This is a genomic window from Agrobacterium sp. OT33 (assembly GCF_017313365.1).
GTDB lineage: Bacteria > Pseudomonadota > Alphaproteobacteria > Rhizobiales > Rhizobiaceae > Agrobacterium > Agrobacterium rhizogenes_A.
The window spans coordinates 22,355-46,996 of sequence record NZ_JAFLMZ010000002.1; the positions used below are offsets into that span (position 1 = coordinate 22,355).

Annotated in this window: 23 protein-coding genes; 15 read left to right on the forward strand and 8 right to left on the reverse strand. The window is 60.6% G+C overall.

Annotated elements, in window-relative coordinates; all coding sequences use genetic code 11:
* Positions 1 to 16: 16 nt before the first annotated feature.
* A complete protein-coding gene (locus JZX88_RS04115; protein WP_065115973.1) occupies positions 17 to 790 on the reverse strand; it encodes an ABC transporter substrate-binding protein in 774 nt (257 codons plus the stop codon).
* A gap of 339 nt (positions 791 to 1,129) precedes the next feature.
* Here JZX88_RS04115 and JZX88_RS04120 point away from each other — a divergent pair, with 339 nt between their 5' ends.
* Complete coding sequence (locus JZX88_RS04120; RefSeq protein WP_206912644.1) at positions 1,130 to 3,376, forward strand: OmpA family protein; 2,247 nt, start codon at positions 1,130 to 1,132, stop codon at positions 3,374 to 3,376.
* Positions 3,377 to 3,580: 204 nt separating this feature from the next.
* On the opposite strand, the gene JZX88_RS04125 is transcribed toward JZX88_RS04120, so the two are convergent.
* Positions 3,581 to 4,504: a pseudouridine-5'-phosphate glycosidase gene (locus tag JZX88_RS04125; RefSeq protein WP_206912648.1), complete on the reverse strand. Its 924-nt coding sequence runs from the start codon at positions 4,502 to 4,504 to the stop codon at positions 3,581 to 3,583.
* A gap of 29 nt (positions 4,505 to 4,533) precedes the next feature.
* Positions 4,534 to 5,475, reverse strand: coding sequence for a carbohydrate kinase family protein (locus JZX88_RS04130; protein ID WP_110756926.1), 942 nt, complete (start codon positions 5,473 to 5,475; stop codon positions 4,534 to 4,536).
* A 246-nt stretch (positions 5,476 to 5,721) separates the two neighbouring features.
* Here JZX88_RS04130 and recA point away from each other — a divergent pair, with 246 nt between their 5' ends.
* The 3 genes from recA (at position 5,722) to JZX88_RS04145 (ending at position 10,204) form a co-directional block, all read left to right on the forward strand.
* Positions 5,722 to 6,807 (forward strand): recombinase RecA, encoded by a 1,086-nt coding sequence (gene recA / locus JZX88_RS04135; RefSeq protein ID WP_065115971.1) that lies wholly within the window; start codon positions 5,722 to 5,724, stop codon positions 6,805 to 6,807.
* Between the two features lie 236 nt (positions 6,808 to 7,043).
* Positions 7,044 to 9,707 carry an alanine--tRNA ligase gene (alaS, locus tag JZX88_RS04140; protein ID WP_206912651.1) on the forward strand — a complete coding sequence of 888 codons (2,664 nt, stop codon included), beginning with the start codon at positions 7,044 to 7,046 and terminating at the stop codon, positions 9,705 to 9,707.
* Positions 9,708 to 9,820: 113 nt separating this feature from the next.
* Entirely contained in the window at positions 9,821 to 10,204 is a 384-nt protein-coding gene (locus JZX88_RS04145; RefSeq protein ID WP_110757194.1) for a VOC family protein, read from the forward strand.
* 75 nt (positions 10,205 to 10,279) lie between these two features.
* On the opposite strand, the gene JZX88_RS04150 is transcribed toward JZX88_RS04145, so the two are convergent.
* The 3 genes from JZX88_RS04150 to JZX88_RS04160 form a co-directional block, all read right to left on the reverse strand.
* Positions 10,280 to 10,906 carry a glutathione S-transferase family protein gene (locus JZX88_RS04150; RefSeq protein WP_065115968.1) on the reverse strand — a complete coding sequence of 209 codons (627 nt, stop codon included), beginning with the start codon at positions 10,904 to 10,906 and terminating at the stop codon, positions 10,280 to 10,282.
* A gap of 251 nt (positions 10,907 to 11,157) precedes the next feature.
* A complete protein-coding gene (locus JZX88_RS04155; protein ID WP_206912653.1) occupies positions 11,158 to 11,643 on the reverse strand; it encodes a DUF1772 domain-containing protein in 486 nt (161 codons plus the stop codon).
* Between the two features lie 77 nt (positions 11,644 to 11,720).
* Complete coding sequence (locus JZX88_RS04160; RefSeq protein WP_110757195.1) at positions 11,721 to 12,935, reverse strand: NADP-dependent isocitrate dehydrogenase; 1,215 nt, start codon at positions 12,933 to 12,935, stop codon at positions 11,721 to 11,723.
* 214 nt (positions 12,936 to 13,149) lie between these two features.
* On the opposite strand from JZX88_RS04160, the gene JZX88_RS04165 reads away from it, so the two are divergent.
* The 8 genes from JZX88_RS04165 (at position 13,150) to JZX88_RS04200 (ending at position 19,936) form a co-directional block, all read left to right on the forward strand.
* Positions 13,150 to 13,683 carry a hypothetical protein gene (locus tag JZX88_RS04165; protein ID WP_065115964.1) on the forward strand — a complete coding sequence of 178 codons (534 nt, stop codon included), beginning with the start codon at positions 13,150 to 13,152 and terminating at the stop codon, positions 13,681 to 13,683.
* Positions 13,684 to 13,818: 135 nt separating this feature from the next.
* Positions 13,819 to 14,664, forward strand: coding sequence for an RNA methyltransferase (locus JZX88_RS04170; RefSeq protein ID WP_174031788.1), 846 nt, complete (start codon positions 13,819 to 13,821; stop codon positions 14,662 to 14,664).
* On the forward strand, positions 14,648 to 15,469 hold the full coding sequence (gene murI / locus JZX88_RS04175; protein ID WP_174029668.1) for a glutamate racemase: 822 nt from the start codon (positions 14,648 to 14,650) through the stop codon (positions 15,467 to 15,469). The genes JZX88_RS04170 and murI overlap by 17 nt, the downstream gene beginning before the upstream one ends.
* 377 nt (positions 15,470 to 15,846) lie before the next feature.
* On the forward strand, positions 15,847 to 16,086 hold the full coding sequence (locus JZX88_RS04180) for a hypothetical protein (RefSeq protein ID WP_206912655.1): 240 nt from the start codon (positions 15,847 to 15,849) through the stop codon (positions 16,084 to 16,086).
* 108 nt (positions 16,087 to 16,194) lie between these two features.
* Entirely contained in the window at positions 16,195 to 16,683 is a 489-nt protein-coding gene (locus JZX88_RS04185) for a GNAT family N-acetyltransferase (RefSeq protein WP_206912660.1), read from the forward strand.
* A gap of 45 nt (positions 16,684 to 16,728) precedes the next feature.
* Complete coding sequence (locus JZX88_RS04190; protein WP_065115960.1) at positions 16,729 to 17,367, forward strand: LysE family translocator; 639 nt, start codon at positions 16,729 to 16,731, stop codon at positions 17,365 to 17,367.
* 37 nt (positions 17,368 to 17,404) lie between these two features.
* Complete coding sequence (locus JZX88_RS04195) at positions 17,405 to 18,292, forward strand: EamA family transporter (protein ID WP_174031782.1); 888 nt, start codon at positions 17,405 to 17,407, stop codon at positions 18,290 to 18,292.
* A gap of 126 nt (positions 18,293 to 18,418) precedes the next feature.
* On the forward strand, positions 18,419 to 19,936 hold the full coding sequence (locus JZX88_RS04200) for an ATP-binding protein (RefSeq protein ID WP_110756936.1): 1,518 nt from the start codon (positions 18,419 to 18,421) through the stop codon (positions 19,934 to 19,936).
* Between the two features lie 3 nt (positions 19,937 to 19,939).
* Here JZX88_RS04200 and JZX88_RS04205 read toward each other — a convergent pair whose 3' ends face one another.
* Both JZX88_RS04205 and JZX88_RS04210 read right to left on the reverse strand, forming a co-directional pair.
* Positions 19,940 to 20,458 carry a hypothetical protein gene (locus tag JZX88_RS04205; protein ID WP_206912662.1) on the reverse strand — a complete coding sequence of 173 codons (519 nt, stop codon included), beginning with the start codon at positions 20,456 to 20,458 and terminating at the stop codon, positions 19,940 to 19,942.
* A gap of 125 nt (positions 20,459 to 20,583) precedes the next feature.
* Positions 20,584 to 21,567 carry a TerC family protein gene (locus tag JZX88_RS04210; protein WP_206912663.1) on the reverse strand — a complete coding sequence of 328 codons (984 nt, stop codon included), beginning with the start codon at positions 21,565 to 21,567 and terminating at the stop codon, positions 20,584 to 20,586.
* A 451-nt stretch (positions 21,568 to 22,018) separates the two neighbouring features.
* Here JZX88_RS04210 and rpsD point away from each other — a divergent pair, with 451 nt between their 5' ends.
* The 3 genes from rpsD (at position 22,019) to ttcA (ending at position 24,635) form a co-directional block, all read left to right on the forward strand.
* Positions 22,019 to 22,636, forward strand: a complete 618-nt coding sequence (gene rpsD / locus JZX88_RS04215; RefSeq protein WP_003520423.1) for a 30S ribosomal protein S4 — start codon at positions 22,019 to 22,021, stop codon at positions 22,634 to 22,636.
* Positions 22,637 to 22,705: 69 nt separating this feature from the next.
* On the forward strand, positions 22,706 to 23,635 hold the full coding sequence (locus tag JZX88_RS04220) for a glutaminase (protein WP_174031779.1): 930 nt from the start codon (positions 22,706 to 22,708) through the stop codon (positions 23,633 to 23,635).
* A 64-nt stretch (positions 23,636 to 23,699) separates the two neighbouring features.
* A complete protein-coding gene (gene ttcA / locus JZX88_RS04225) occupies positions 23,700 to 24,635 on the forward strand; it encodes a tRNA 2-thiocytidine(32) synthetase TtcA (RefSeq protein WP_371741104.1) in 936 nt (311 codons plus the stop codon).
* Positions 24,636 to 24,642 lie beyond the last annotated feature (7 nt).

Consider the following 24,642-nt stretch of genomic DNA (forward strand, 5'->3'; position numbering starts at 1 on the left):
AACAGATCGAACGGGCTTACTCGCCGTAAACGTCGAAATCGAAGTATTTTTTGTTGATCTCCTGGTACTTGCCGCTGGCGCGGATACCGGCGATGGCGGCGGTGAACTTGTCGGCGAGCGCCGTATCACCCTTGCGGACCGCAATGCCCGCGCCATTGCCGTTGATTTCGACATCGACCTTGAGCGGCGTCAGGATCTTGCAGCAGGCGCCGGCATCCGTCTTCAGCCATTCCGAAAGTACGACGATATCGTCGATGACGGCATCGATACGGCCATTGGCGATATCGAGCTTATATTCATCGGCGGTCGGATACATCTTCACGTCGGCATCGGGGAAGTGCTTTTCGGCATAGTTGGAGTGGGTGGTGGAACCCTGGGCGCCGAGCGACTTGCCTTTCAGATCGTCGAGGGACTTGATCGGCGAATCCTTCGGCACGGCGATGGCCGGTGGGGTGTTGTAATATTTCTTGGAGAAATCGACCTTCTCGAGACGCTCGGGCGTGATCGACATGGACGCGATGATGGCGTCGAACTTCTTGGCCTGCAGGGCGGGGATGATGCCGTCCCAGTCATTGGTGACGAAGGTGCATTCGGCCTTCATCTGTTCGCACAGCGCCTTGGCGATGTCGATGTCGAAGCCGGTCAGCGTGCCGTCGGCTTCTAGGTTGTTGAAGGGCGGGTAGGCGCCTTCGGTGCCGATGACGATCTTGTCCTGTGCGAGGGCTGCGCCGGAAAACAGCGAGATGGCGGCAATCGATACGGCTGCAAGCAGACGGGTGGAAATAGGCATTTCGATCCTCTCTTTTGGTCGTTCATCCGCAGTCTGTTGTTATTTTCAGTGCGGATGCCATGAGCGCAGGCGCGGCAGGGTGTTCTTGCTGCCCATGGCGCTTCTGCGCGAGGCAATTATTCGTCCGGTTGGTCAAAAAATGCAACTGCAATATTAGTGACCGCGATTGTGCCGCAGAGCTTTCACGAAAACGCCTTGATCTGTTCATTTCCAGTACAGAAGGCTTTGTCCATCATGGGAACCGAAGCGTGTGTAAGGCGTTGACCAGCGCCTGCACGCGCAGCCGGATTCAAGATGTCGCGAGACAAGCGACCAATAATGGCAGATGAGGAAGCACCGATGCTGAAGAAGAACACATTGCTGACGGGGGTGGTTTTCCCCCTCATGTCGCTGGCGATTGCGGTGGAGCCGGCAGCTGCCGGTTTTGCCGGAGCCGCACGGGCGCAGACGCAGATGCCCCAGACCCCGCTGATTCTGGCGCAGGCGCAGCCGGAAGGGCAGGCCGTGGAGGAACAGAACCCGGAAGAGCTTCTGCGCAAACAGCGCAAGCAGGTTGAGGAGGCGCAGCCCCAGGCCGAGCCGCAGAAACAGGAGCAGGCACCGGAACCGCCGCGTGAACGCCCGCCCGAGCCGAAGCCGGAAGCCGCACCCGCCGAACCGCGCCCCGAGCCACAGCGCGAAGCGCAGCCGGAACCCCAGCGCGCGCCGCAGCAGCGCGAAGCCCGCCCGGAGCCCGCACCGGCCGAACAGCCACAGGAGCGCCCGCGCCGCGCCGAGCGCGCGCAGGAGCCGCAGGGCGAAGGCGAACAGCGTCCCGCCCGCCAGCGCCCGGAGGCGGCGCCCGAAGCTGCTCCCGAGGCCGCGCCGGCCGAACAGCAGCCGAAGGAGCGCCCCCGCAAGCCGGAGCGTGCAGAGCAGCCAGCAGGCGAGGGTGAGCAGCGTCCGCGCAAGGAACGCGCGAAGGAGCCTGCCGCCGAGCAGCCTGCCGCTCGCCCTGAAAATGCCGAACAGCCCGCCAAACCGACGCCGGAGAAAAAGCCGCAGGTAGAGGAGAAGGCGTCCGAGCCGGCCGAAAAGGCCGTTCCGGAGAAGAAGCCCGCAGCCCCCGAGCCCGCTGCGAAGGAAGCCCCTGTTCCGACGGAAGCGCCGACCCCTGCGCGTCCGCCGGCACCGGAGGCCCAGCCTAACCCTGCGCCGGGCCAGCAGCCTTCCGAAAAACCGGCCGAAGGGCAGGGCAGGACGGAGCCGGCAGCGCCGCTGCCGGGTACTCTGACACCTCCGCCGAGCGGTGCTGCCACCGGACAGGCGCCTGCCGGCGAGCCCGTTCCCAATCAGGTCGCCGTTCCGCAGACGGAAGCGCCGCCGATGACGAAGGAAGAACTGGACAAGGCCAAGGCGGTTGCCAAGGACCCGTCCAAGACCGCCGATACCGTCATTCTGCCGGTCGACAAGGGCGCAGCCGTTCTCGACAGTGATAAGGAAGTGGAACGCTCCGGCAACAATCAGGCCCGTGAGCAACGCCGCCGCGAGCGCGAACAGGCCGGTGACGTGAAGGTTCCGACTTCCGACGCCGAGGCGCAGCGCGCCGGTGCCGCCGAAGGCAAGACCCCGCCGCCGCCTGTGAAAATGGAGGCGATCACCTCCCAGCAGGGCGAGCGCATCGACCGCCGTCCGCAATATGAGCGGCCGGAAGGCGTGCGCGAATGGCAGCCACGTGAAGGCCGCCCGCGCGACCGGGATCGTGATCGCGATGCGCCGATCATCCTGCAGTTCGGCGACCGTGTCGTGGTGCGTGGCGATGACAACCAGCGCTTCATCCGCGATGGCGGCGAGCCCTATTACGAGCGTCTGCCGGGCGGTCGCGTCCGCGAAACCGTGGAGCGCCGTGACGGTACGCAGGTGGTGACGATCCGCAACCGTTATGGCGACGTGATCCAGCGCTCGCGCATCGACGATCGCGGTCGGGAATATGTGCTGTTCTACGCACCGGAACTGATGGACGATCCGGACCGCGATTATGTCTATCGTGATCCGGGCCTCGACCTGCCGCCGATGCGCCTGCGCATCCCCGTCCGCGACTACATCATCGATACCTCGAGCGATCCGGACCGCGATTATTACCGCTTCCTCGAGCAGCCGCCGGTCGAGCCGGTGGAGCGGGTCTATTCGCTGGACGAAGTGCGGTATTCGGCCCGTATCCGCGACAAGGTGCGCCGTATCGACCTCGATACGATCACCTTTGCCACCGGCAGCGCCGAAATTCCGATGGCGCAGGCCCGTTCGCTGCGCAAGGTGGCTGACGCGATCAACAAGGCGCTGGAAAAGAACCCGGCCGAAACCTTCCTGATCGAAGGCCATACCGATGCCGTGGGTTCTGATGAAAGCAACCTCGTTCTTTCCGACGAGCGTGCCGCTTCCGTTGCCAACGTGCTGACCGATGTCTACGGCATCCCGCCGGAAAACCTCGCGACGCAGGGCTATGGCGAGCGTTACCTGAAGGTCCAGACGCTCGGCCCAGAGCAGCAGAACCGCCGCGTCACCATCCGCCGCGTGACACCGCTGGTGAAGCCGGTCGCGCAGAACTGACCGGGTTCTGGCAGGAAAACAAAGGCCCGGAAAGCGCAAGCTTTCCGGGCTTTTTTGTTGACTACTATATCCCCAGCGCCGAGGCGTTTGACGAAGTAGGATCATCCGCAATCCGTCACCCCGGATCTAGTCCGGCATGACGGATGAGAGGTTTTCGAACCCTACCATCGCCCACAAACTTGAGGATGATCCCAACCTCGGCGGTTAGTCCAGCGCCACGGCGATCTCCGCCGCCAGCCGCGCATTGTTGCGCACCAGCGCGATATTGGTCTCCAGGCTGCGGCCGTCCGTCAGGCGGAAGATATCGCCGAGCAGATAGGGTGTGACCGCCTTGCCGGTGACTTCGTCGCGCTCGGCATGGGAGATGGCGCGGTTGATGTAGATTTCCATTTCTTCGCGCGGGATTTCGTCTTCTTCCGGCACGGGATTGGCCACCAGCATGCCGCCCTCGATGCCGAGCTGTTCGCGGGTCGCCTGGAAATTGGCGATCGCCGCCGGGCTGTTCAGCGAGAGCGGGCTCGGCAGGCCGGAAGAGCGCGACCAGAAGGCCGGGAATTCTTCAGAACCGAAGGTGACAACCGGCACGCCATTGGTTTCGAGAACTTCCAGCGTCTTCGGAATGTCGAGGATCGCCTTGGCGCCGGCGCAGACGACGATCACGCCCGTCCTGGCCAGCTCGGTCAGGTCGGCGGAGATGTCGAAGGTTTCTTCAGCGCCCTTGTGCACCCCGCCGATGCCGCCGGTGGCGAAAACGCGGATGCCGGCGCGGGCGGCGGCGATCATGGTGGCGGCAACCGTGGTGGCGCCCGTGCGGCGCTCGGCGATCGCGAAGGCGATATCGGCGCGCGAGACCTTCATGGCATCGGTGGTCTGGGCGAGCGCCTCAAGCTGGTCTTTCTCAAGGCCGATATGCAGGGTGCCATGAATGACGGCGATGGTGGCCGGAACCGCACCCTGATCGCGGATGATCTGCTCGACGCTTTCCGCCATCTCGATATTGCCGGGATAGGGCATGCCATGGGTGATGATGGTCGATTCAAGGGCGACGATCGGCGCGCCGCGCTGCTTGGCGGCGGCGACCTCCTGGGAATAGACGATAGGAAGGAGCGGGGAGATGGGGCGGGTCATTTCGTTTGTTCCAATTTACACAAGCGGGTTCATGCCAGCATTTCGGCCTGGGGAACAAGCCCCAACATGGCTTCGACACTGTCTTTTGATAGGTCCTGGGAGGTGGCGAAGGGCGATTGCACGGTGATGGCGGCGGCAGCCGCACCCTGCCTCAGGGCTTCCGCAATCGTCTTTCCCTCGGCGATGGCGGCAAGGTAACCGGAAGCCATGGCGTCACCCGCGCCGGTCACGTCCTTTACATCATGGATGAGGGGCGGGTGGAGGATCGCCGTTTCGGTCTCGCTGAAGGCCACCACTTCGCTGGCGCCGCGGGTGACGACGCCGCCGGCAAGCCCGGCCCTGCGCAGAATGCCTGGCCACTCGCGGACGTCAGCCGCCGTCTCGCCGGTCAGGGCGCGGGCCTCCGCCTCGTTCATGAAGAGAATGTCGATATCGCCGAGCGCCTCCTTCAGCTTCACCGCCTTGGCGGGCGAAATGGCGATGGCCGCGAGCGGCTTTTCGCAGGCGCGGGCGACAAGGCCGAGCGCCTTCAGCGTGTCATCGGGCAGATTGGCGTCGCAGAGCAGGATATCGCTCGCCGTGATCGCCTCGCGCACGGCACGCACCTTCAGGCGGCGGGGGGTGAAAAGCTTGTAGAGGTCCATATCGGCCAGTGCGATGACCAGATTGCCGTCGCGTTCCAGAATGGCGGTGTAGCTCGGTGTGCGGCGGTCGAGGAAGGTGAACGGCGTATCCTCCACGCCCGCCTGCCGTGCGGCCTCCGCCACCGCTTCGCCGGTCACGTCGCCGCCGCGCGGGGCGATGATGCGGACATGAAAACCGAGTCGGGAAAGATTGCGCGCGGCGTTGAAACCGCCGCCGCCGGCCTCTTCCATCCACGAGCCGGGATTGCTGGCACCCGGCGCCGTCTCGGTCTCGATCATGCCGCGCCGGTCGATATGCGCGCCGCCCAGAACGAGTATTTTCTTCACGCTTGCGTTTCCCTCTTTCGCGCATGGAAAGGCCGGACGATTCGGGCCTCACCGCGGGTCGATCACTTTTGCGCCGGTCCGGCCGTCACGATTGGAGCCGGAAAAAACAAAAGTAGAACAAACCACTTATCGCTATTTGTTTTCAATATGCTGGCTTAGCCTTGCGAAATGAGAACAAATAGAGTACATACCATTTCCATACTGCTTCATTGCCTGTGCGGCTTCAATAACCTAAAGGTGGTTCGGATGGCACAAAATTCTTTGCGTCTCGTAGAGGATAAATCGGTGGATAAAAGCAAGGCACTGGAAGCGGCGCTCTCCCAGATCGAACGGTCGTTCGGCAAGGGATCGATCATGAAGCTCGGTTCCAATGAAAACGTGGTTGAGGTGGAGACCGTTTCGACGGGATCGCTCAGCCTGGATATCGCGCTCGGCATCGGCGGCCTGCCAAAGGGGCGCATCATTGAAATTTACGGCCCGGAAAGCTCGGGTAAGACGACGCTGGCGTTGCAGACCATTGCGGAAGCCCAGAAGAAGGGCGGCATCTGCGCCTTCGTCGACGCCGAACATGCGCTCGATCCGGTTTACGCCCGCAAGCTCGGCGTGGATCTGCAGGGCCTTCTGATCTCGCAGCCGGATACGGGCGAGCAGGCGCTGGAAATCACCGATACGCTGGTGCGTTCCGGCGCGGTTGACGTGCTGGTCGTCGACTCCGTTGCGGCGTTGACGCCACGGGCGGAAATCGAAGGTGAAATGGGCGACAGCCTGCCGGGCCTTCAAGCGCGTTTGATGAGCCAGGCGCTGCGCAAGCTGACCGCGTCGATCTCCAAGTCGAAGTGCATGGTGATCTTCATCAACCAGATCCGCATGAAGATCGGCGTCATGTTCGGTTCGCCGGAAACGACGACGGGCGGCAACGCGCTGAAGTTTTATGCCTCCGTTCGTCTCGACATCCGTCGTATCGGCTCCGTCAAGGAGCGCGAAGAGGTTGTCGGCAACCAGACTCGCGTCAAGGTCGTCAAGAACAAGATGGCCCCGCCCTTCAAGCAGGTGGAATTCGACATCATGTATGGCGAAGGCGTTTCCAAGACCGGTGAGCTGGTCGATCTCGGCGTGAAGGCCGGTATCGTCGAAAAATCCGGTGCCTGGTTCTCCTATAACAGCCAGCGTCTGGGGCAGGGGCGTGAAAACGCCAAGACCTTCCTGCGCGACAATCCGGAAACGGCCAATGAGATCGAGCTGGCGCTGCGCCAGAATGCCGGTCTGATCGCTGACCGCTTCCTGCAGAATGGCGGCCCGGAAGCCGGTGATGGCGACGGCGACGAAGGCTGACCCTGTCCCTGAAGCGAGCCCGATGCTGAAAGTCGGGCCTGCATTTCCGGACGGAACGGTTGATGAAAATGGGCCTTGCGACTTGCCTCGCACGGCCCTTTTTGTTTGCCGATGCGTCTCCGCGGGCCGGCATGGCTGGACAGGGCACTATGCGGACGATAAAAGCCAGTGATTTTGCAATATAGCCATCATTTCCGATGGCGATGATGGACTCCAGCTGTGAGCGGTGTGTGGGCATGAGCGGTGTGAATGAAATTCGGTCGACCTTTCTCGACTACTTCAAGAAGAACGGACACGAGATCGTGCCCTCCAGCCCGCTGGTGCCGCGCAACGATCCCACACTGATGTTCACCAATGCCGGCATGGTGCAGTTCAAGAACGTCTTCACCGGTCTTGAAAGCCGTCCTTACTCCACGGCCGCCTCGGCGCAGAAATGCGTGCGTGCCGGCGGCAAGCATAACGACCTCGACAATGTCGGTTATACCGCCCGTCACCACACCTTCTTCGAAATGCTCGGCAATTTCTCCTTCGGCGATTATTTCAAGGAAGAGGCGATCACCCATGCCTGGAACCTGATCACCAAAGAATTCGGCATCGACCGCAACCGCCTGCTGGTCACGGTCTATCACACCGACGACGAGGCCTTTAACCTCTGGAAGAAGATCGCCGGTTTCTCCGACGACCGCATCATCCGCATTCCGACCAGCGACAATTTCTGGGCGATGGGCGATACCGGTCCCTGCGGTCCCTGTTCGGAAATCTTCTACGATCATGGCGATCATATCTGGGGCGGCCCGCCCGGTTCGCCGGAAGAGGACGGCGACCGTTTCATCGAAATCTGGAACCTCGTCTTCATGCAATATGAGCAGCTGACGAAAGAAGAGCGCATCGACCTGCCGCGTCCGTCGATCGATACCGGCATGGGTCTCGAGCGCATTTCGGCGCTGCTGCAGGGCAAGCACGACAATTACGATACGGACCTGTTCCGTGCGCTGATAGCCGCTTCCGTGGAAGCGACCGGCGTTCCGGCGGAAGGTGAAAAGCGTGCCAGCCACCGCGTCATCGCCGATCATCTGCGTTCGTCCGCCTTCCTGATTGCCGATGGCGTTCTGCCGTCGAACGAAGGTCGCGGTTATGTCCTGCGTCGCATCATGCGCCGCGCCATGCGCCATGCCGAACTTCTCGGCGCGCGCGAGCCGCTGATCTACAAGCTGCTGCCGGCGCTGGTGCAGCAGATGGGCCGTGCCTATCCGGAACTGGTCCGCGCCGAGGCGCTGATTTCCGAGACGCTGAAGCTTGAGGAAACCCGTTTCCGCAAGACGCTGGAACGCGGCCTGTCGCTGCTCTCCGACGCCACCTCGACCCTGCACAAGGGCGACATGCTGGATGGCGAGACCGCCTTCAAGCTTTACGACACCTATGGTTTCCCGCTCGACCTGACGCAGGATGCGCTGCGCGCCCGCGAAATCGGCGTCGATATCTCCGGCTTCACCGATGCGATGGAACGCCAGAAGGCGGAAGCCCGCTCGCACTGGGCCGGTTCCGGCGACAAGGCGACCGAAACCGTCTGGTTCGAGTTGAAGGAGAAGCTCGGCGCGAGTGAGTTCCTCGGTTACGACACCGAAACCGCCGAAGGCGTCATCCAGGCAATCGTCAAGGATGGCAAGGCTGTGGAAAGCGCTGCCGATGGTGAGACCGTGCAGGTCGTCGTCAACCAGACGCCGTTTTATGGCGAGTCCGGCGGCCAGATGGGCGATACTGGCGTGATCTCCGGCGACAACGGCGCCTTTGCCGTTTCCGATACCCAGAAGAAGGGCGAAGGCCTCTTCGTGCATCTGGGCACGGTCTCCAAGGGTGGTCTGAAAGTTGGCGATGCCGTTCAGCTGACGGTCGATCATGACCGCCGCTCGCGCCTGCGCGCCAACCATTCCGCCACCCATCTGCTGCATGAGGCGCTGCGTGAAGTGCTTGGCACCCATGTGGCACAGAAGGGTTCGCTGGTTGCGCCCGAGCGCCTGCGTTTCGACGTATCGCATCCGAAGCCGATGTCGGCCGAGGAGCTGAAGGTCGTCGAGGATATGGCAAACGAGATCGTGCTGCAGAACTCGCCTGTTGTCACCCGCCTGATGAGCGTCGATGACGCCATTGCCGAGGGCGCCATGGCGCTGTTCGGCGAAAAATATGGTGACGAGGTTCGTGTTGTCTCGATGGGCACGGGTCTGCATGGCGCGAAAGCCAACCGTCCCTATTCCGTGGAACTCTGCGGCGGCACGCATGTGGCCGCCACCGGCCAGATCGGCCTTATCCGCATTCTCGGCGAAAGCGCCGTTGGTGCAGGTGTGCGCCGTCTCGAGGCCGTGACCGGGCAGGGTGCGCTTGCCTATCTCGCCGAGCAGGATGAGCGGGTGAAGGCGCTGGCGTCTTCGCTGAAGGTACAGCCGGGCGATGTTCTGTCGCGCGTCGAGGGTCTGCTCGACGAGCGCAAGAAGCTGGAGCGCGAGCTTGCGGATGCGCGCAGGAAGCTCGCCATGGGCGGCGGTTCATCGGATGCCGGCGCAAGCGACGTCAAGCAGGTCGCAGGCGTCAATTTCCTCGCGAAATCGCTGTCGGGCATCGATGCCAAGGACCTGAAGGGTCTTGCCGATGAGGCCAAGGCCAATCTCGGTTCCGGCGTCGTGCTGCTGATCGCCGTTTCCGAAGACGGCAAGGCAAGCGCTGTCGCAGCCGTAACCGAAGATCTGACAGCCCGTTTCAGCGCCGTCGATATCGTCCGTACCGCTTCCGCAGCCCTTGGCGGCAAGGGCGGCGGCGGTCGCCCGGATATGGCGCAGGCCGGTGGCCCGGATGGCGCCAGGGCGCAGGAGGCCATCGAAGCGGTGGCCGCGGCACTGGCCGCATGATCCGGAACAATTCATGAAGGCGGGGTTTTACCCCGCCTTTTTGTTTTGACCTTCAAAGGCAAGAACGAAAGGCGCGGATGGCCGGGCGCCGGGGACATGAAAGGGAGAATGTGATGCGCTTTGTAAATCCCATCCCTTTCGTGCGCGATATAAACCGGTCCAGGGCGTTTTATCGTGACAGGCTCGGGCTGACGATATTGGAGGATTTCGGGAACTTCGTCCTCTTTGAAACCGGCTTTGCAATCCATGAGGGGCGGTCGCTTGAGGAAACGATCTGGCGGACCTCGCCGGATACGCAGGAAGCCTATGGCAGACGCAACATGCTGCTTTATTTCGAACATGCGGATGTGGACGCGGCTTTTCGAAATATCGGGCCGCATGTGGAGCTTATCCATCCGCTGGAGCGGCAATCCTGGGGCCAGAGAGTATTTCGTTTTTACGATCCGGACGGGCATGCGATAGAGGTCGGAGAGCCGCTCGGCCAGCCCGGTGAATGACCCGTCGCGAAAATCGACCCGATGGGCGATTTCCGGACGGGCTATGCTTGGTTCGTCCGGAAACGGGCGAGCCGATTATCCCGTCGCCTGCAAATCCTTCGCCGCTTCCTCGTCGAGCTGGGCGGCGCGTTTGAAAGCCGGGCGGTCGGTGAGGTGGGCCATGTAGTCGATGAAGGCCGGGCGTTTTTCAATCGTGCCGAAATGCAGCCCCCAGCCGATATGGGCGCCGACATAGACATCGGCCGCGGTGAAGAGATCGCCGGCGATGAAGCGGTTTTCGCTGACGGCGCGCTCAAGCGTGTTCATCACATCCGCATAGCTGCCGCAGCCTGCCATGCGCAGCTTGTCGGTCGGTACTTCAAAACCCATTGCCTTCATGCTGGCCGCCATCTCCAGGGGGCCGGCGGCGAAAAACATCCAGCGATAATAAAGTCCACGCGCCTTCGGCGTCGGAGCAAGATTTGCACCCGGAAAGGCGTCGGCCAGATAAGCACAGATCGCCGCCGCCTCGGTGACGATGGTATCGCCATGTTTGATGGCCGGCACCTTGGCCATTGGGTTTATCAGCCGGTAAGCGGGTGATTTCATCGAGGTTTCGAAACTCAATATTTCCGTTTTATACGGAACACCCACTTCTTCGAGCATCCAGCGCGCGATGCGTCCGCGCGACATGGGATTGGTGTAGAAGATCAACTCACTCATCGTTCTGCCTCCCCAAGCAAAATCGCCGCAGCCTCACGAAAAACCTGGATGGATTTTTCACCGGCGCGGTGTGTTTTTATAATCCGCAGCATTATTCTCACGCTCCTCGAAAGATCGCACTGACGCTGCGGTAAAGTTTTGACTGCGCCGGGCAAGTTATGTGTAAGTAGATGCTGCTTCAGCTTTGTCTTATTGTTATGCTGGCCACGGCACGGTGCAGAAGCGGAGTCTGCGCCTAGTGCAACATCTAATCAAGATACTGTGAACAAAAAAAGAAAATCCGGCATTGCATCCCGGGTTTTCGTTGCTTTCCGCGTGCTGCGGCTCTGGCTGGACGGCCGCATCTCTGCCGGTGTTTTCTGTTGCGGCAAATATCGCGAGAAGAACGCGAGCGTGGTGAGCAGGCTTCGGATGATATTGAACATCGCCCAACGATCGCGCATTTCCTGCCAGTCCTGTGGCAGCTGCGTGGAAACCGTCTTGAAAAGCTCGCTGATGGGACCATTGACCATTCTCGTCTGAATGACGACGGCGGCAGGGACCATATCATGCCGAAGCTTGAGGCGTATTTTCAGGTGCTGCGGGACCGGGGGGGGGCATGTGCGGGAATGCCGGAAGGGCTGGCTGAAACATGGCTCTCGCTTCTGGTCCGCGATTTGCAGATCCGGCGTGCGACGGGTGCGCTGCGATCTGCCGGCACTGGAGGAGACGGTGGCGCGGTCGGCCCGTGCGGCCATGCCGATGTTTCAGCTTTACGGCGCAAAGAAAAAACCCGGCGCTGAGGCCGGGTTTTGACATTGCCAAAGAACGAGGCTTAAGCCGCCATCGCCTTCTTGAGGTTTTCGTCGATCTTGTCGAGGAACGCGGTGGTGGAGAGCCAGGGCTGGTCCGGACCGATGAGCAGGGCCAGATCCTTGGTCATGAAGCCGCTTTCGACGGTGTCGACGCAGACGGTTTCGAGTGTTGTCGCGAACTTTGCGAGTTCGGCATTGTCGTCCAGCTTGGCGCGGTGGGCGAGGCCACGGGTCCAGGCGAAGATCGAGGCGATCGAGTTGGTCGAGGTTTCCTGACCCTTCTGGTGCTGGCGGTAGTGGCGCGTCACCGTGCCGTGTGCGGCTTCGGCTTCGACCGTGCGGCCATCGGGAGACAGGAGAACGGAAGTCATCAGACCGAGCGAGCCGAAGCCCTGGGCAACCGTGTCGGACTGCACGTCGCCGTCGTAGTTCTTGCAGGCCCAGATGTAGCCGCCGGACCACTTCAGCGCGGAAGCGACCATGTCGTCGATCAGGCGGTGCTCATAGGTGATGCCGATTTCGTCGAACTGCTTCTTGAATTCGTTCTGGTAGACTTCTTCGAAGATATCCTTGAAGCGGCCGTCATAGGCCTTGAGGATGGTGTTCTTCGTGGAGAGGTAAACCGGCCACTTGCGCATCAGGCCGTAGTTCATGGATGCGCGGGCGAATTCGCGGATGGATTCGTCGAGGTTGTACATGGCCAGTGCCACGCCGGCGCTCGGTGCGTCGAAGACGTCCTTCTCGATGACCTGGCCGTCTTCACCGACGAACTTGATCGTCAGCTTGCCCTTGCCGGGGAACTTGAAATCGGTTGCCTTGTACTGGTCGCCGAAAGCGTGGCGGCCGACGACGATCGGCTTGGTCCAGCCGGGAACGAGGCGCGGAACGTTCTTGCAGATGATCGGCTCGCGGAAGATGACGCCGCCCAGAATGTTGCGGATCGTGCCGTTCGGGCTCTTCCACATCTGCTTCAGGCCGAATTCCTCGACGCGGGCTTCATCCGGGGTGATCGTGGCGCATTTGATGCCGACGCCGTGCTTCTTGATGGCGTGTGCCGCATCGACGGTGACCTGGTCGTTGGTGGCATCGCGGTTTTCAACCGAGAGGTCGTAATATTCGATATCGAGATCGAGGTAAGGCAGGATCAGCTTGTCCTTGATGAGCTGCCAGATAATACGGGTCATTTCGTCGCCGTCGAGATCGACGACCGGATTGGCTACCTTGATCTTTGCCATGAATTCCTCACCTTCGAAGCTGTGGCGCCTGTTGACGCCAATAGTCGGAAAAATATCCGGTGCGGCTATAGCATCGCACGCGCCTGAGGCAAAGCCATGGGGGGCGCTTTTTTGGCGCAGCGCAATAACGCTTTGCGCATTGCCAAACCATAATGCCGGAATACAGTCAGGCGAATCGCTTCGCCCGCCGTCGGGCCAATCCCGGGATCACATCATGCGGAATATTCTGCTTTTGACTGCCGCCGTCCTCTTTTCGCACAGTGCCCTTGCGGCAGGGCCTGCCGATCCCGTCCAGAAGGTGATGGATATCACCGTGAAGAACTGGTCCGGCGATGCGGAAAACTGGAAATATATTTTCGATGAGGACATGCTGACCAGCCTGTTCAGCAAGGACTTCGTCGCCCAATATCGCGAAGCATCCAAGAAGCCGGCTTACGAGGCGGAAAGCGGCGAGACCGGCGATCCCTTCGGTTACGATGTCGTGACGAACTCGCAGGATGGCTGCCCGCTGGCGGATGTCTCGGTAACGCCGGGCGCGGTGAAGGACGGCGTGACCGACGTGACGGCGAAGTTCAAGCTCTGGGCCTGCATGGACGAGGCGGAAATGAAGGCAACCGTCGATGAGGTGCATTTCGATGTCATCGAGGAAGACGGCCGGCCGGTCATCAGCGATATTCACCGGGTTGGCGATGAGGGCAGGGATTCGCTGCGCGAAGAAATGGCGACGATCATCAAGGGAGAGCAATAGGGGCGTCTCGCCAGCAGGCTGGTCCAGGCTTTCCCCGCGCCGGCTTTGATTTTGACGCGGATCTGTGCCAGTGAAGCGCGCTTTAGCGCGTCGGGCTGAAAATCGATGCGACGCTTCAAAAGACTGGAAACGACGATGGCAGGCACTAACAGCGAGCTCGAACTTCTGGCGGAAGGCCCGGCGATCATTCTGGTCGAGCCGCAGCTCGGCGAAAATATCGGCATGGTGGCACGGGCGATGGCCAATTTCGGCCTTTCCGAACTGCGTCTGGTCAATCCGCGTGATGGCTGGCCAAGCGAGAAGGCGCGTGCTGCCGCTTCCAAGGCCGATCATGTCATTGACGGCACCAGGGTATTCGAGACGCTGGAAGAGGCGATCAAGGATCTCAATTTTGTTTACGCCACGACGGCGCGCGAGCGTTACGGTTTCAAGCCGGTGCGGGCGCCTGTCACCGCGGCCGATACGCTCAGGGCAAAATTCAAGGCTGGCGAAAAGACCGGTATCCTGTTCGGGCGGGAGCGCTGGGGGCTGACCAACGAGGAAGTGGCGCTGGCCGACGAGATCGTGACCTTCCCGGTCAACCCCGCCTTTGCCTCGCTGAACATTGCGCAGGCGGTGCTGCTGATGTCCTATGAATGGATGAAGTCAGGTATGGACGATCTGGGGGAAACGCTTTTCCAGTCCGTCGAGCAGCGTCCTTCGACCAAGGAGCAGGTTTTCGGCCTGTTCGAACATATCGAGGAAGCGCTGGACGCGCGCGGTTATTTTCATCCTGCTGAAAAAAAGCCGAAAATGGTCGACAATCTGCGTGCCGTGCTGTCGAGACGGGGTTTTTCCGAGCAGGAAATCAGCGTTGTCCGCGGCGTGATCAATTCGCTCGACCGTTTCCCCCGGCAGTGGCCAAAGCAGTCAGGCCGGGCGGTGCCGTCGGCTGAGGGCGCCAATTCGGAGAGGACCGGGGAGAATGCTGAAGACGAGTGAGGCCGCGGCCGATGTGCTGAAACCGGTGCTGGTATTTGATTCCGGCATTGGCGGGCTGACCGTGCTGCGCGAAGCGCGCGTGCTGATGCCCGAGCGCGGTTTCATCTATGTGGCCGACGATGCGGGTTTTCCCTATGGCGGATGGGAAGAGGAGGCGCTGAAGACGCGTATTCTCTCGCTCTTCGAAACACTGCTACAGGACTACAGCCCGGAAGTCTGCATTATCGCCTGCAACACCGCCTTCACGCTGGCCGGGGCCGATCTTCGCGCCCGGTTTCCGGACATGACGTTCGTCGGCACCGTTCCCGCCATCAAGCCGGCTGCGGAGCGCACCCGCTCCGGCCTCGTCTCCGTGCTGGCGACGCCGGGCACCGTCAAGCGCGCTTATACGCGTGATCTCATCCAGTCCTTCGCGACGCAATGCCATGTCCGTCTCGTGGGCTCGGAAAATCTGGCGCGCATGGCGGAAAGCTGGATCAGGGGCGAGCCGGTTTCGGACGAGACGGTGCTGGCCGAAATCGAACCCTGCTTCATCGAGAGTGAGGGCAAACGCACCGATATCGTCGTGTTGGCCTGTACCCACTATCCCTTCATGGCCAATGTGTTTCGCCGGCTGGCGCCCTGGCCGGTGGACTGGCTCGACCCCGCCGAGGCGATCGCCCGGCGGGCGCGCCATCTGGTGCCGCTGCCGCAGGATGCGGAACATCCCGATGGTTTCGACTTCGCCGTCTTCACATCGGGCAAGCCGGACTTCGCCACGCGGCGGCTGATGCAGGGGTTTGGGCTCAGCGTTTCGGCAGCCTGAGTTCTGTTGTATTTTTGCATCTATCCCATTTGACTTTTACAATTCGAGATTGCGACCACTTGTCGCGCTTGGCATCTCGTGTAAGATGCTCCTCGTGTGTAACCGCTATAAAAGGAGGCGCGAAATGACTGACGATTTTAATATGCGCCTTAACGGCATGTCTGGCATTTCCGGCATGGTCATCGGTGGTTACATGTTCCGAGGCATTACCCTCCGATAAGGCTTATTGCCTGATTTCCTTGCCGTTTGGCATTTTCACTTCGTTCGACATCTGAATTGTGCGTTAGCGTGGCCCGTCTGCTGCGTCCGTCGTTCCGGCATGTCGTTTTCCATCGATAAAGGACCCGGTCGCTTTGCCGCGCCGGGATGGATTTCTCATGCAAAATGATCAACCATTGGTAGCATATTCGCTGCCGGATGCGGTCGACCGTCTGATCGTCACATTCGGCGTCTGGAAAACCCTGAAGACGGTGCTTGTTGCGGCCATGGTGCCGCGTGCTCCGCCGGCAGATGTTACCGATCTGCCGGAACGCCTGCTGGACGATATCGGTCTTGCGCCCTCCGAGCGGAAGCGGCGTCAGGACTGGGAGGTGCCTTACTGGGCACCGCGGTTTTGATTGGGGCAACCGCGCTTCGCCGGTCCGCAAGGTCCGGCGACGCTGTCTATCTGTTTTATGAAACCGTCGCGATCCCGTGCTTTCATCGTATTTTTGGAGTGGAGTTCCATGCGAATCCGAAAAGTCACGACGGCCGATATCGGGCTGCTTTGCCCTGTGTTTGTCGACATGGAGCGGCATTACGAGGGGGCGGGCGCGATTGGCGAGGCGGAGGTGCGTGCCCGTCTCGGGCGATTTTTGCGTTCCGGCCACGGCATCATGCTTGTTGCTGTCGACGATGGCGCTCTGGGCATTCTCTCAATGTTCGAGATGTTTCCCGGCGTGGCGCTGCGCCCGGTCTGGTTCATGAAAGAGCTTTATGTCGCCGAACGGGCGAGAAGCCGTGGCATCGGCGAAGCGCTGATCCGCGAGGCGGCAAAAATCGTCGTCGAACAGGGCGGTTCACGGCTCGATTTCACCACCGGCCGCGACAATAGTGGCGCGCAACGGTTCTACAGCCGCGTTGGGGCGGGCGAGGTGGAGTGCGTCGTCCTTCGCTTCGACGAGGCTGCACTTGCCCGTCTTGCCCAGCAGGAAACGGAGCTCTTGCCAGAGTAATATTTCCGTGGCTTGCTCCCAAAAATCGGACAAAGGAGACTCATCATGCCGCTGGAGAACTGGCTGGCCTTCGTGGCCGCATCCGCCATCATGCTCGCCATTCCGGGACCGACGATCCTGCTGGTGATTTCCTACGCGCTTGGCCATGGCCGCAAGGCGAGCACTGCGACGGTGACGGGCGTGGCGCTGGGGGATTTCACCGCGATGACGGCGTCGATGCTGGGGCTCGGGGCGTTGCTTGCGACATCGGCGGCGCTTTTCACCGGGCTTAAATGGATCGGTGCGGCTTATCTCATCTATCTCGGCATCAAGCTGTGGCGTTCGCCGGTTGGCGGAGAAGGCGCCGAAGGGACGGGCGTGACCGGCCGTGAAAGGCCGCTCAAGATTTTCCTGCACGCTTATATCGTTACTGCGCTGAACCCGAAGAGCATCGTGTTTTTCGTGGCTTTCCTGCCGCAGTTTCTCGTGCCGACATTGCCGTTTTGGCCACAGGTGTTGATTTTCGAGGTAACGTTCCTGGTGCTTGCCACCGTGAATGCGGCGCTTTATGGACTTCTGGCAAGTGCCGCCCGCAATACGATCCGCAAGCCGAAGGTTCAGCGCATCGTCAACCGCACGGGTGGCGGTCTCCTGATCGGCGCCGGTCTCATTGCCTTTGGCTGGAAGAGGGCGGTCGCGCCGTAAGGCACCTCTCTATCGCCTGAAATTCGGACATAACAAAATGGCATTGCCGCATATACTTCTCGCCCTGATCACCGTGTTTTTGTGGGGCTTCAATTTCGTCGCCATCAAGGTCGGCGTCACCGACATGCCGCCTTTGTTTCTGACGGGTGTGCGTTATTTCTTCGCTGCCGTGCCGCTGGTGTTTTTCCTGCCGAAACCCAATGTGCCGTGGCGGCATATGATCGTGTACGGCATGGCGATGGGTTTCGTGCAGTTTGGCCTGCTTTATCCGGCCATCAAGCTCGGCCTGCCGGCGGGGCTTGCTTCGCTCGTCATGCAGTCGCAGGCTTTTTTCACGCTGGCGCTTGCCGTGGTGTTTCTCGGCGAGCGGCCGTTGCCTTCACAGATCGTCGGCGCGATCATTGCCTTTGGCGGGCTGGCGGTCATCGGCGTGGAACGCATGACGGTCGCTGCCCTGGTGCCGCTTCTGATGGGGGTCGGCTCGGCAATTGCCTGGGCCTGCGGCAACATCGTCAATCGCCGCATCGGCCAGGTGAATGCGGTTTCCTTTGTCGCATGGACGAGCCTTGTGCCGGTTCTGCCGTTGATCCTGCTTTCGCTGGTGGTGGAGGGACCTGATGCGATTGCGGAAGGCGTGCTCAATGCGACGCCGACGATGGCTCTCGTGGTGATCTACATGGCCTATGGTGCGACGATTGTCGGTGCGGGCATCTGGAGTTACCTGCTTCTGCGTTATCCGGCCGGAACGGTGGCGCCGTTTTCGCTGCTGGTGCCGATTGTCGGTTTCGTCAGCGCCTATCTCGCTTTTGCGGAGCATATCACCGTCTTTGAAGTGGTCGGCGCCGCATTGGTCATCATCGGGCTGATGCTGAATGTGTTCGGCAGGCGGCTTGCATTTTTGCGGGTCTCGTCCGGGGCTGCCTAGAGGCGGTGCAATTGCCTGTGCATTATCGGCACGGGGCAGACGCAACCGGCGATTTTTTGGTAAAGAGCATGTTCGGCCGCCGCCAGGGGAATCGGCCGGATCGGATACAGCACGAGGAATTAAACATTGCAGGTCGGCATCGACATGGGAACCCTATCGGGCGGGCAGCAGGCCAAGCTCGATATCGAGGAATTGCTTGCGACACGTTTGCTGGTGCAGGGCAATTCCGGTTCCGGCAAGTCGCATCTGCTGCGCCGGCTGCTGGAGCAATCGGCGCCATGGGTGCAGCAGGTCATCATCGATCCCGAGGGTGATTTCGTCACGCTTTCCGACAGGTTCGGTCATGTGGTGGTGGATGGCGAGCGCACCGAAGCCGAGCTTGCCGGCATTGCCAACCGCATTCGCCAGCACCGCGTTTCCTGCGTGTTGACGCTGGAAGGTCTCGATATCGAGCAGCAGATGCGGGCCGCGGCCGCCTTCCTCAACGGCCTGTTCGATGCCGACCGCGAATTCTGGTATCCGGTGCTTGTGGTGGTGGATGAGGCGCAGATGTTTGCGCCCTCCGTTGCCGGTGAAGTGACGGAGGACGCCCGCAAGGCGTCGCTGGGCGCCATGACCAATCTGATGTGTCGTGGCCGCAAGCGCGGTCTTGCCGGCGTCATCGCCACGCAGCGTCTTGCGAAGCTCGCCAAGAACGTGGCGGCTGAAGCCTCGAACTTCCTGATGGGCCGTACTTTCCTCGATATCGACATGGCGCGCGCTGCGGACCTGCTCGGCATGGACCGGCGACAGGCGGAAATGTTCCGCGATCTGCAGCGCGGCAATTTCGTGGCGCTCGGCCCGGCGCTCTCACGTCGCCCGCTGCCCATCGTCATCGGGGCGGTGGAAACCTCGGCGCGCTCATCCTCGCCGAAGCTGATGCCGCTGCCAGATGCGCCCCAGGATGTGGAAGACCTGATCTTCACGCCGGACCCGGAAGAATTCACGCGCGCCGCCGTGCGCCGCACGCCGCCCGCGCCGCGTCCGACCACGGATATTCTGGCAGAGCTCTCCCGTTCCACTCCCGCCGCCGTCGGCCCTACACCGGAGCAATCGCCGCGTGCAGGTCAGCCGGAACTGACGCCGGAAGAGCGCGAGGAAAAGATCGGTGCGGTTCTCGTTGAAATTCTCGACGATCCGCAATCAGCCTATCGCACGGATGCCGTGCTTTATCAGGATTTTCTGGTGCGCGCCCGTATGCGTCGCATTCCCGGCACGCCGATGACACTGGCGGAATTCCGCCGGCAGGTGGCGATTGCCCGCTCCGGCGTGGATGCGGCGATGGCGGCAAGCGAAGGCTGGGAAAAGGCGCTGGAATTGTCCATGTCGGTTTCCGACGATCTGCAGGGCGTTTTCCTGCTGCTCGTCAAGGCAGCGCTGGGTGAAGAGCCTTGCCCGTCGGATGCCCGCATTGCCCGCGCCTATGGCACCCATTCCGCCCGCCGCGCGCGGCGTCTCCTCGGTTATTTCGAGGAGAAGGAGCTCGTGGTGGTGCATGCCGATTTCTCCGGCAAGCGCATCGTGGCGTTTCCCGATCTCGACGCAAAAACCGCACCCGGCGATGCGGATGCGGCTGAGGATGATGCGCGGCTTGCGGCGGAGTAATCGCTATTCTGCAAAAAGCCGCATTGCGGAGCCGATTGTCGCGTAGAGGCCGACAAGGCTGAGGGCCAGGACGCAAACCAAAGAGACGATCACCAATATCGAGGTCATGCGATGCGACCGTTGATAGGGACGAGCGCCGATATCCGTTTGTATTGGAAGGATGTGGGAGAGCTGCGCCGCGGTCCATCCGCTGCGTTCGAATTCCGGCGAAGCGATAAACTCCGCCAGATGCCGTTGCCGTCTCATGGAAGAGGGCAACCGCGCCAGAAAGCGTTGCGGTTCGCGCCTGTCATTTCTTGAGAGGAAGATATCAATCGCTTCCCGGAAGCGCTCGTCCCTTGCGCCCGAGCAGAACAACATACGCCCCGCTTCGATGAGATCATTCATCTCAAGCAGCACTTCGCCATATTTTTGAAACAGCGCCAGATTGACTTCAGGATGGCTGAGCCTGCCTTGAAGGATTTCCTTCGCGCGCCAGAATTTCTGTTCGGAAATGGCCTGATCTACGGGTTCAAAGGTCATTTTAACGCAATGAGTTTCTTATATCGGAGCAAATAGATTTTCGTCTCGGCAGCAATAGTACGAAGTTTATATTTTCACTATCAAAAAAGAAAGAGGAGGCGTCACCGCCTCCTCCTTGCTCATCATTACTCGACTGCCTTCACTTCCTTTCGCGTCGCGATCAGCGAACCGATGATGCCGGTTGCGAGGATGGTGACCGTGACGCCGAGTGAGACGGCGGGCGGGATCTTGGCGATGCCGAGCATATCGGCGACGAAGATTTTCGAACCGACGAAGACCAGAACCGCAGCCAGCGCATATTTCAGATAAGCGAAGCGGTGGATCAGGGCGGCGAGCGCAAAATAGAGGGCGCGCAGGCCAAGAATCGCGAAGATGTTCGAGGTGTAGACGATAAACGGATCGGTGGTGATCGCGAAGATCGCCGGGATCGAATCGACCGCGAAGATCAGATCGGCGATTTCAACCATGATGAGCGCCAGGAAGAGCGGTGTCACGAAGGTCTTGAGCTTGCCGGTGGTCGCATCCGTTTCCTTGACGAAGAATTTCTCGCCATGCAGCTTCTCCGTCACCGGCAGGCGGCTGCGCAGGAATTTCAGGATGCGGTTATTGCCGATATCGGCCTCGTCATGGTCGGACGAGAACAGCATCTTGAGGCCCGTGAAGACGAGGAAGGCCGCAAAGAGATAAAGCACCCAGTGGAAGTTTTCGACGATGGCCGCACCGCCGGCAATCATGATGCCGCGCAGGATGATGACGCCGAGGATACCCCAGAGCAGGACGCGGTGCTGGTACTGACGGGGAATGGCGAAATAGGAAAAGATCATGGCGATGATGAAGATATTGTCCATCGCCAGGCTTTTTTCGACTACGAAGCCGGTGACATATTCCATCGCCGATTGCTGGCCGGACTGATACCAGATCCAGCCGCCGAAGGCCAAACCGATGGCGATGTAAAAGCCGGACATCAGCAGGCTTTCGCGAATGCCGATTTCCTTGGAATTCTTGTGCAGCACGCCGAGATCGAGCGCCAAGAGGCTAAGGACGAGAGAAATGAAGACCGCCCACATCCATGTGGGGGTACCGAGAAAATCGTTGAGGAGAAACTCCATCAGTCAACCTTTAGCCGGACGAGGTTGGCTTTGCGGATGGGGAACGTGTGTCAAGAATATACGTGGGCCCCAACCTAAAGAAACTCGACATCACGTGTTGTCCGGTAACACGTCAGAGGGGCCCGAGTTCTGATCACGATGGGTAAATGGGTGGCCCCTCGATCTTTTCAAGGGCAGGGCCGAGAAAAAATCGGCAGGCGCTGTTTGACAAATTTGTAAAACGACTATAGAAGCCGCCCCAACGCCGGGCAGTGATGTCCGGTGTGTTTTGTTGACTGCCTTGCAGTTTAAAGGCTGACGTTCGGCGGTCAATATCACCGACATGTCCCGTGGTTTCTCCATTTGCATGTGAGAAGCCTGTCAGAGGCCCTGAAACGGGCTTCAGAGGAGGGCGTGTTTCCTTAAACCGGTTTGGCAACGGACCGGCATAACCTTTTGAGAAGGAAATACGATGAGCAAGCGCGAATCGGCTAAGTACAAAATTGACCGCCGCATGGGCGAAAACATCTGGGGTCGTCCGAAGTCCCCGGTTAACCGCCGCGAATACGGCCCGGGCCAGCACGGCCAGCGCCGCAAGGGCAAGATGAGCGACTTCGGCACGCAGCTGCGCGCCAAGCAGAAGCTCAAGGGCTACTACGGCGAACTGCGCGAAAAGCAGTTCCGCGCCACTTTCGACGAAGCAAACCGTCGCAAGGGTGATACTTCCGAAAACCTCATCGGCCTGCTCGAGTCGCGTCTGGACGCCATCGTCTACCGCGCCAAGTTCGTTCCGACCGTTTTCGCATCGCGCCAGTTCATCAACCATGGCCACGTCACGGTTAACGGCGTTCGCGTCAACATCGGTTCTTACCGCTGCAAGCCGGGCGACGTCATCGAAGTTCGCCAGAAGTCCAAGCAGCTCGTAACCGTTCTGGAAGCCGTTCAGCTCGCTGAGCGCGACGTTCCGGACTACATCGAAGTTGATCACAACAAGATGGTTGCGACCTACGCCCGCGTTCCGGCTCTCTCCGACGTTCCGTACCCGGTCGTCATGGAACCGCATCTGGTCGTCGAATTCTACTCGCGTTAATCGACGCGTTTCAGTATTCAGAAAGCCGCCCTTCGGGGCGGCTTTTTTGTTTGCTGGGGAAGGCTGTGCATGCAGGACATTCAGGGTATCGTCGATTCCATCTATGACAGCATGCTGCCAAGACTGGGCGAGGGGAAGGTTGCGGATTACATTCCCGAACTCGCCAAGGTCGATCCCAACCAGTTCGGCATCGCCATCACCACCGTCGATGGAACCACCTATACGGCCGGCAATGCGCTTGTGCCGTTTTCGATCCAGAGTATCTCCAAGGTCTTCATGCTGACGCTGGCGCTCGGCAAGGCCGGTGAGACGGTGTGGAACCGGGTGGGGCGCGAACCTTCAGGCTCTTCCTTCAACTCCATCGTCCAGCTGGAACATGAGCACGGAATCCCGCGCAATCCCTTTGTGAACGCGGGCGCCATCGTGGTGACCGATATCGTGCTTGCCGGCCACCAGCCGCGTGAGGCGATCGGCGAGCTTCTGCGCTTCGTTCGTTATCTCGCTGACGACGATACGATCAGCATTGACGATACGGTGGCGAAATCCGAGCAGGCGACGGGTTTCCGCAATTTCGCACTCGCCAATTTCATGCGCTCCTTCGGCAATCTGCACCACCCGGTGGAATATACGCTTGGTGTTTATTTCCATCAGTGCGCGCTTTCCATGACCTGCGCTCAGCTTTCCCGCGCTGGCCTCTTCCTCGCCAATCGCGGCCGCAATCCGCTGACCGGCCACACGGTCGTTTCGGACCGCCGGGCGCGGCGCATCAATGCGCTGATGTTGACCTGCGGCCATTATGACGGATCGGGCGATTTCGCCTATCATGTCGGTCTGCCGGGCAAGAGCGGCGTCGGCGGCGGTATCATGGCGGTGGCGCCCGGAAAGGCGTCGATTGCGGTCTGGTCGCCGGGTCTCAACAAGGTCGGCAATTCGGCGCTCGGGTCACAGGCGCTGGAATTGCTGGCGACGAAAACCGGCTGGTCGGTATTCGGGGCTTGATATTGCCAGCGGATGGGGGCATTGCCTGCATGAAGAACGGCAGTCGTGCCGGAGCGAGCGGATGATGAACATTCTCACCAAGATCGATGACTTTGTAGATCAGGCCGGGGCCGCACCAATCGGGGCGGATCAGGATGCGTCCGAGGAAAACGGCAGCTCGCATCCACTGTTCGACAACGCGCCGCGCTCAGTCTCGTTCAACAAGCTGCGCAAGCGGCTGCTGCGCAATGTGCGCCAGGCCTTTGAAGATTTCGGCATGCTGAAGGGCCAGAAGCGCTGGCTTGTCGGTCTTTCCGGTGGCAAGGACAGCTACGGTCTTCTGGCGCTGCTGCTCGATCTCAAATGGCGCGGCCTTTTGCCGGTGGAACTGGTGGCCTGCAATCTCGATCAGGGCCAGCCGAATTTTCCCAAGCACGTGCTGCCGGAATATCTGGCGAAGATCGGTGTCGCCCATCGCATCGAATATCGTGATACCTATTCGGTGGTGAAAGAAAAGGTGCCTTCCGGCGGCACTTACTGTTCGCTCTGTTCGCGGCTTCGGCGTGGCAATCTCTACCGCATCGCGCGGGAGGAGGGTTGCGACGCATTGCTGCTCGGTCATCACCGCGAGGATATTCTCGAGACCTTTTTCATGAACTTCTTCCACGGCGGCCGTCTTGCCGGCATGCCGGCGAAGCTTTTGAATGACGAGGGCGACCTGATGGTCATGCGCCCGCTTGCCTATTGCGCCGAAGAGGATATGGCGAAATTCGCGGCGGCGATGGAATTCCCGATCATTCCCTGCGACCTCTGCGGCTCGCAGGACGGGCTTCAGCGCAATGCCATGAAAGAGATGCTGGCGGATATCGAACGGCGTATGCCGGGCCGCAAGGATGTGATGCTGCGGGCACTTGCGCATGTAAACCCTTCGCATCTGCTTGATCCCAGGCTTTTTGATTTTTCGGCGCTTGCTGTCACCGGGGCGTCACCTGAAGAGCGTAGGGAGGCCAGCCCTCCCTGATGAAGAA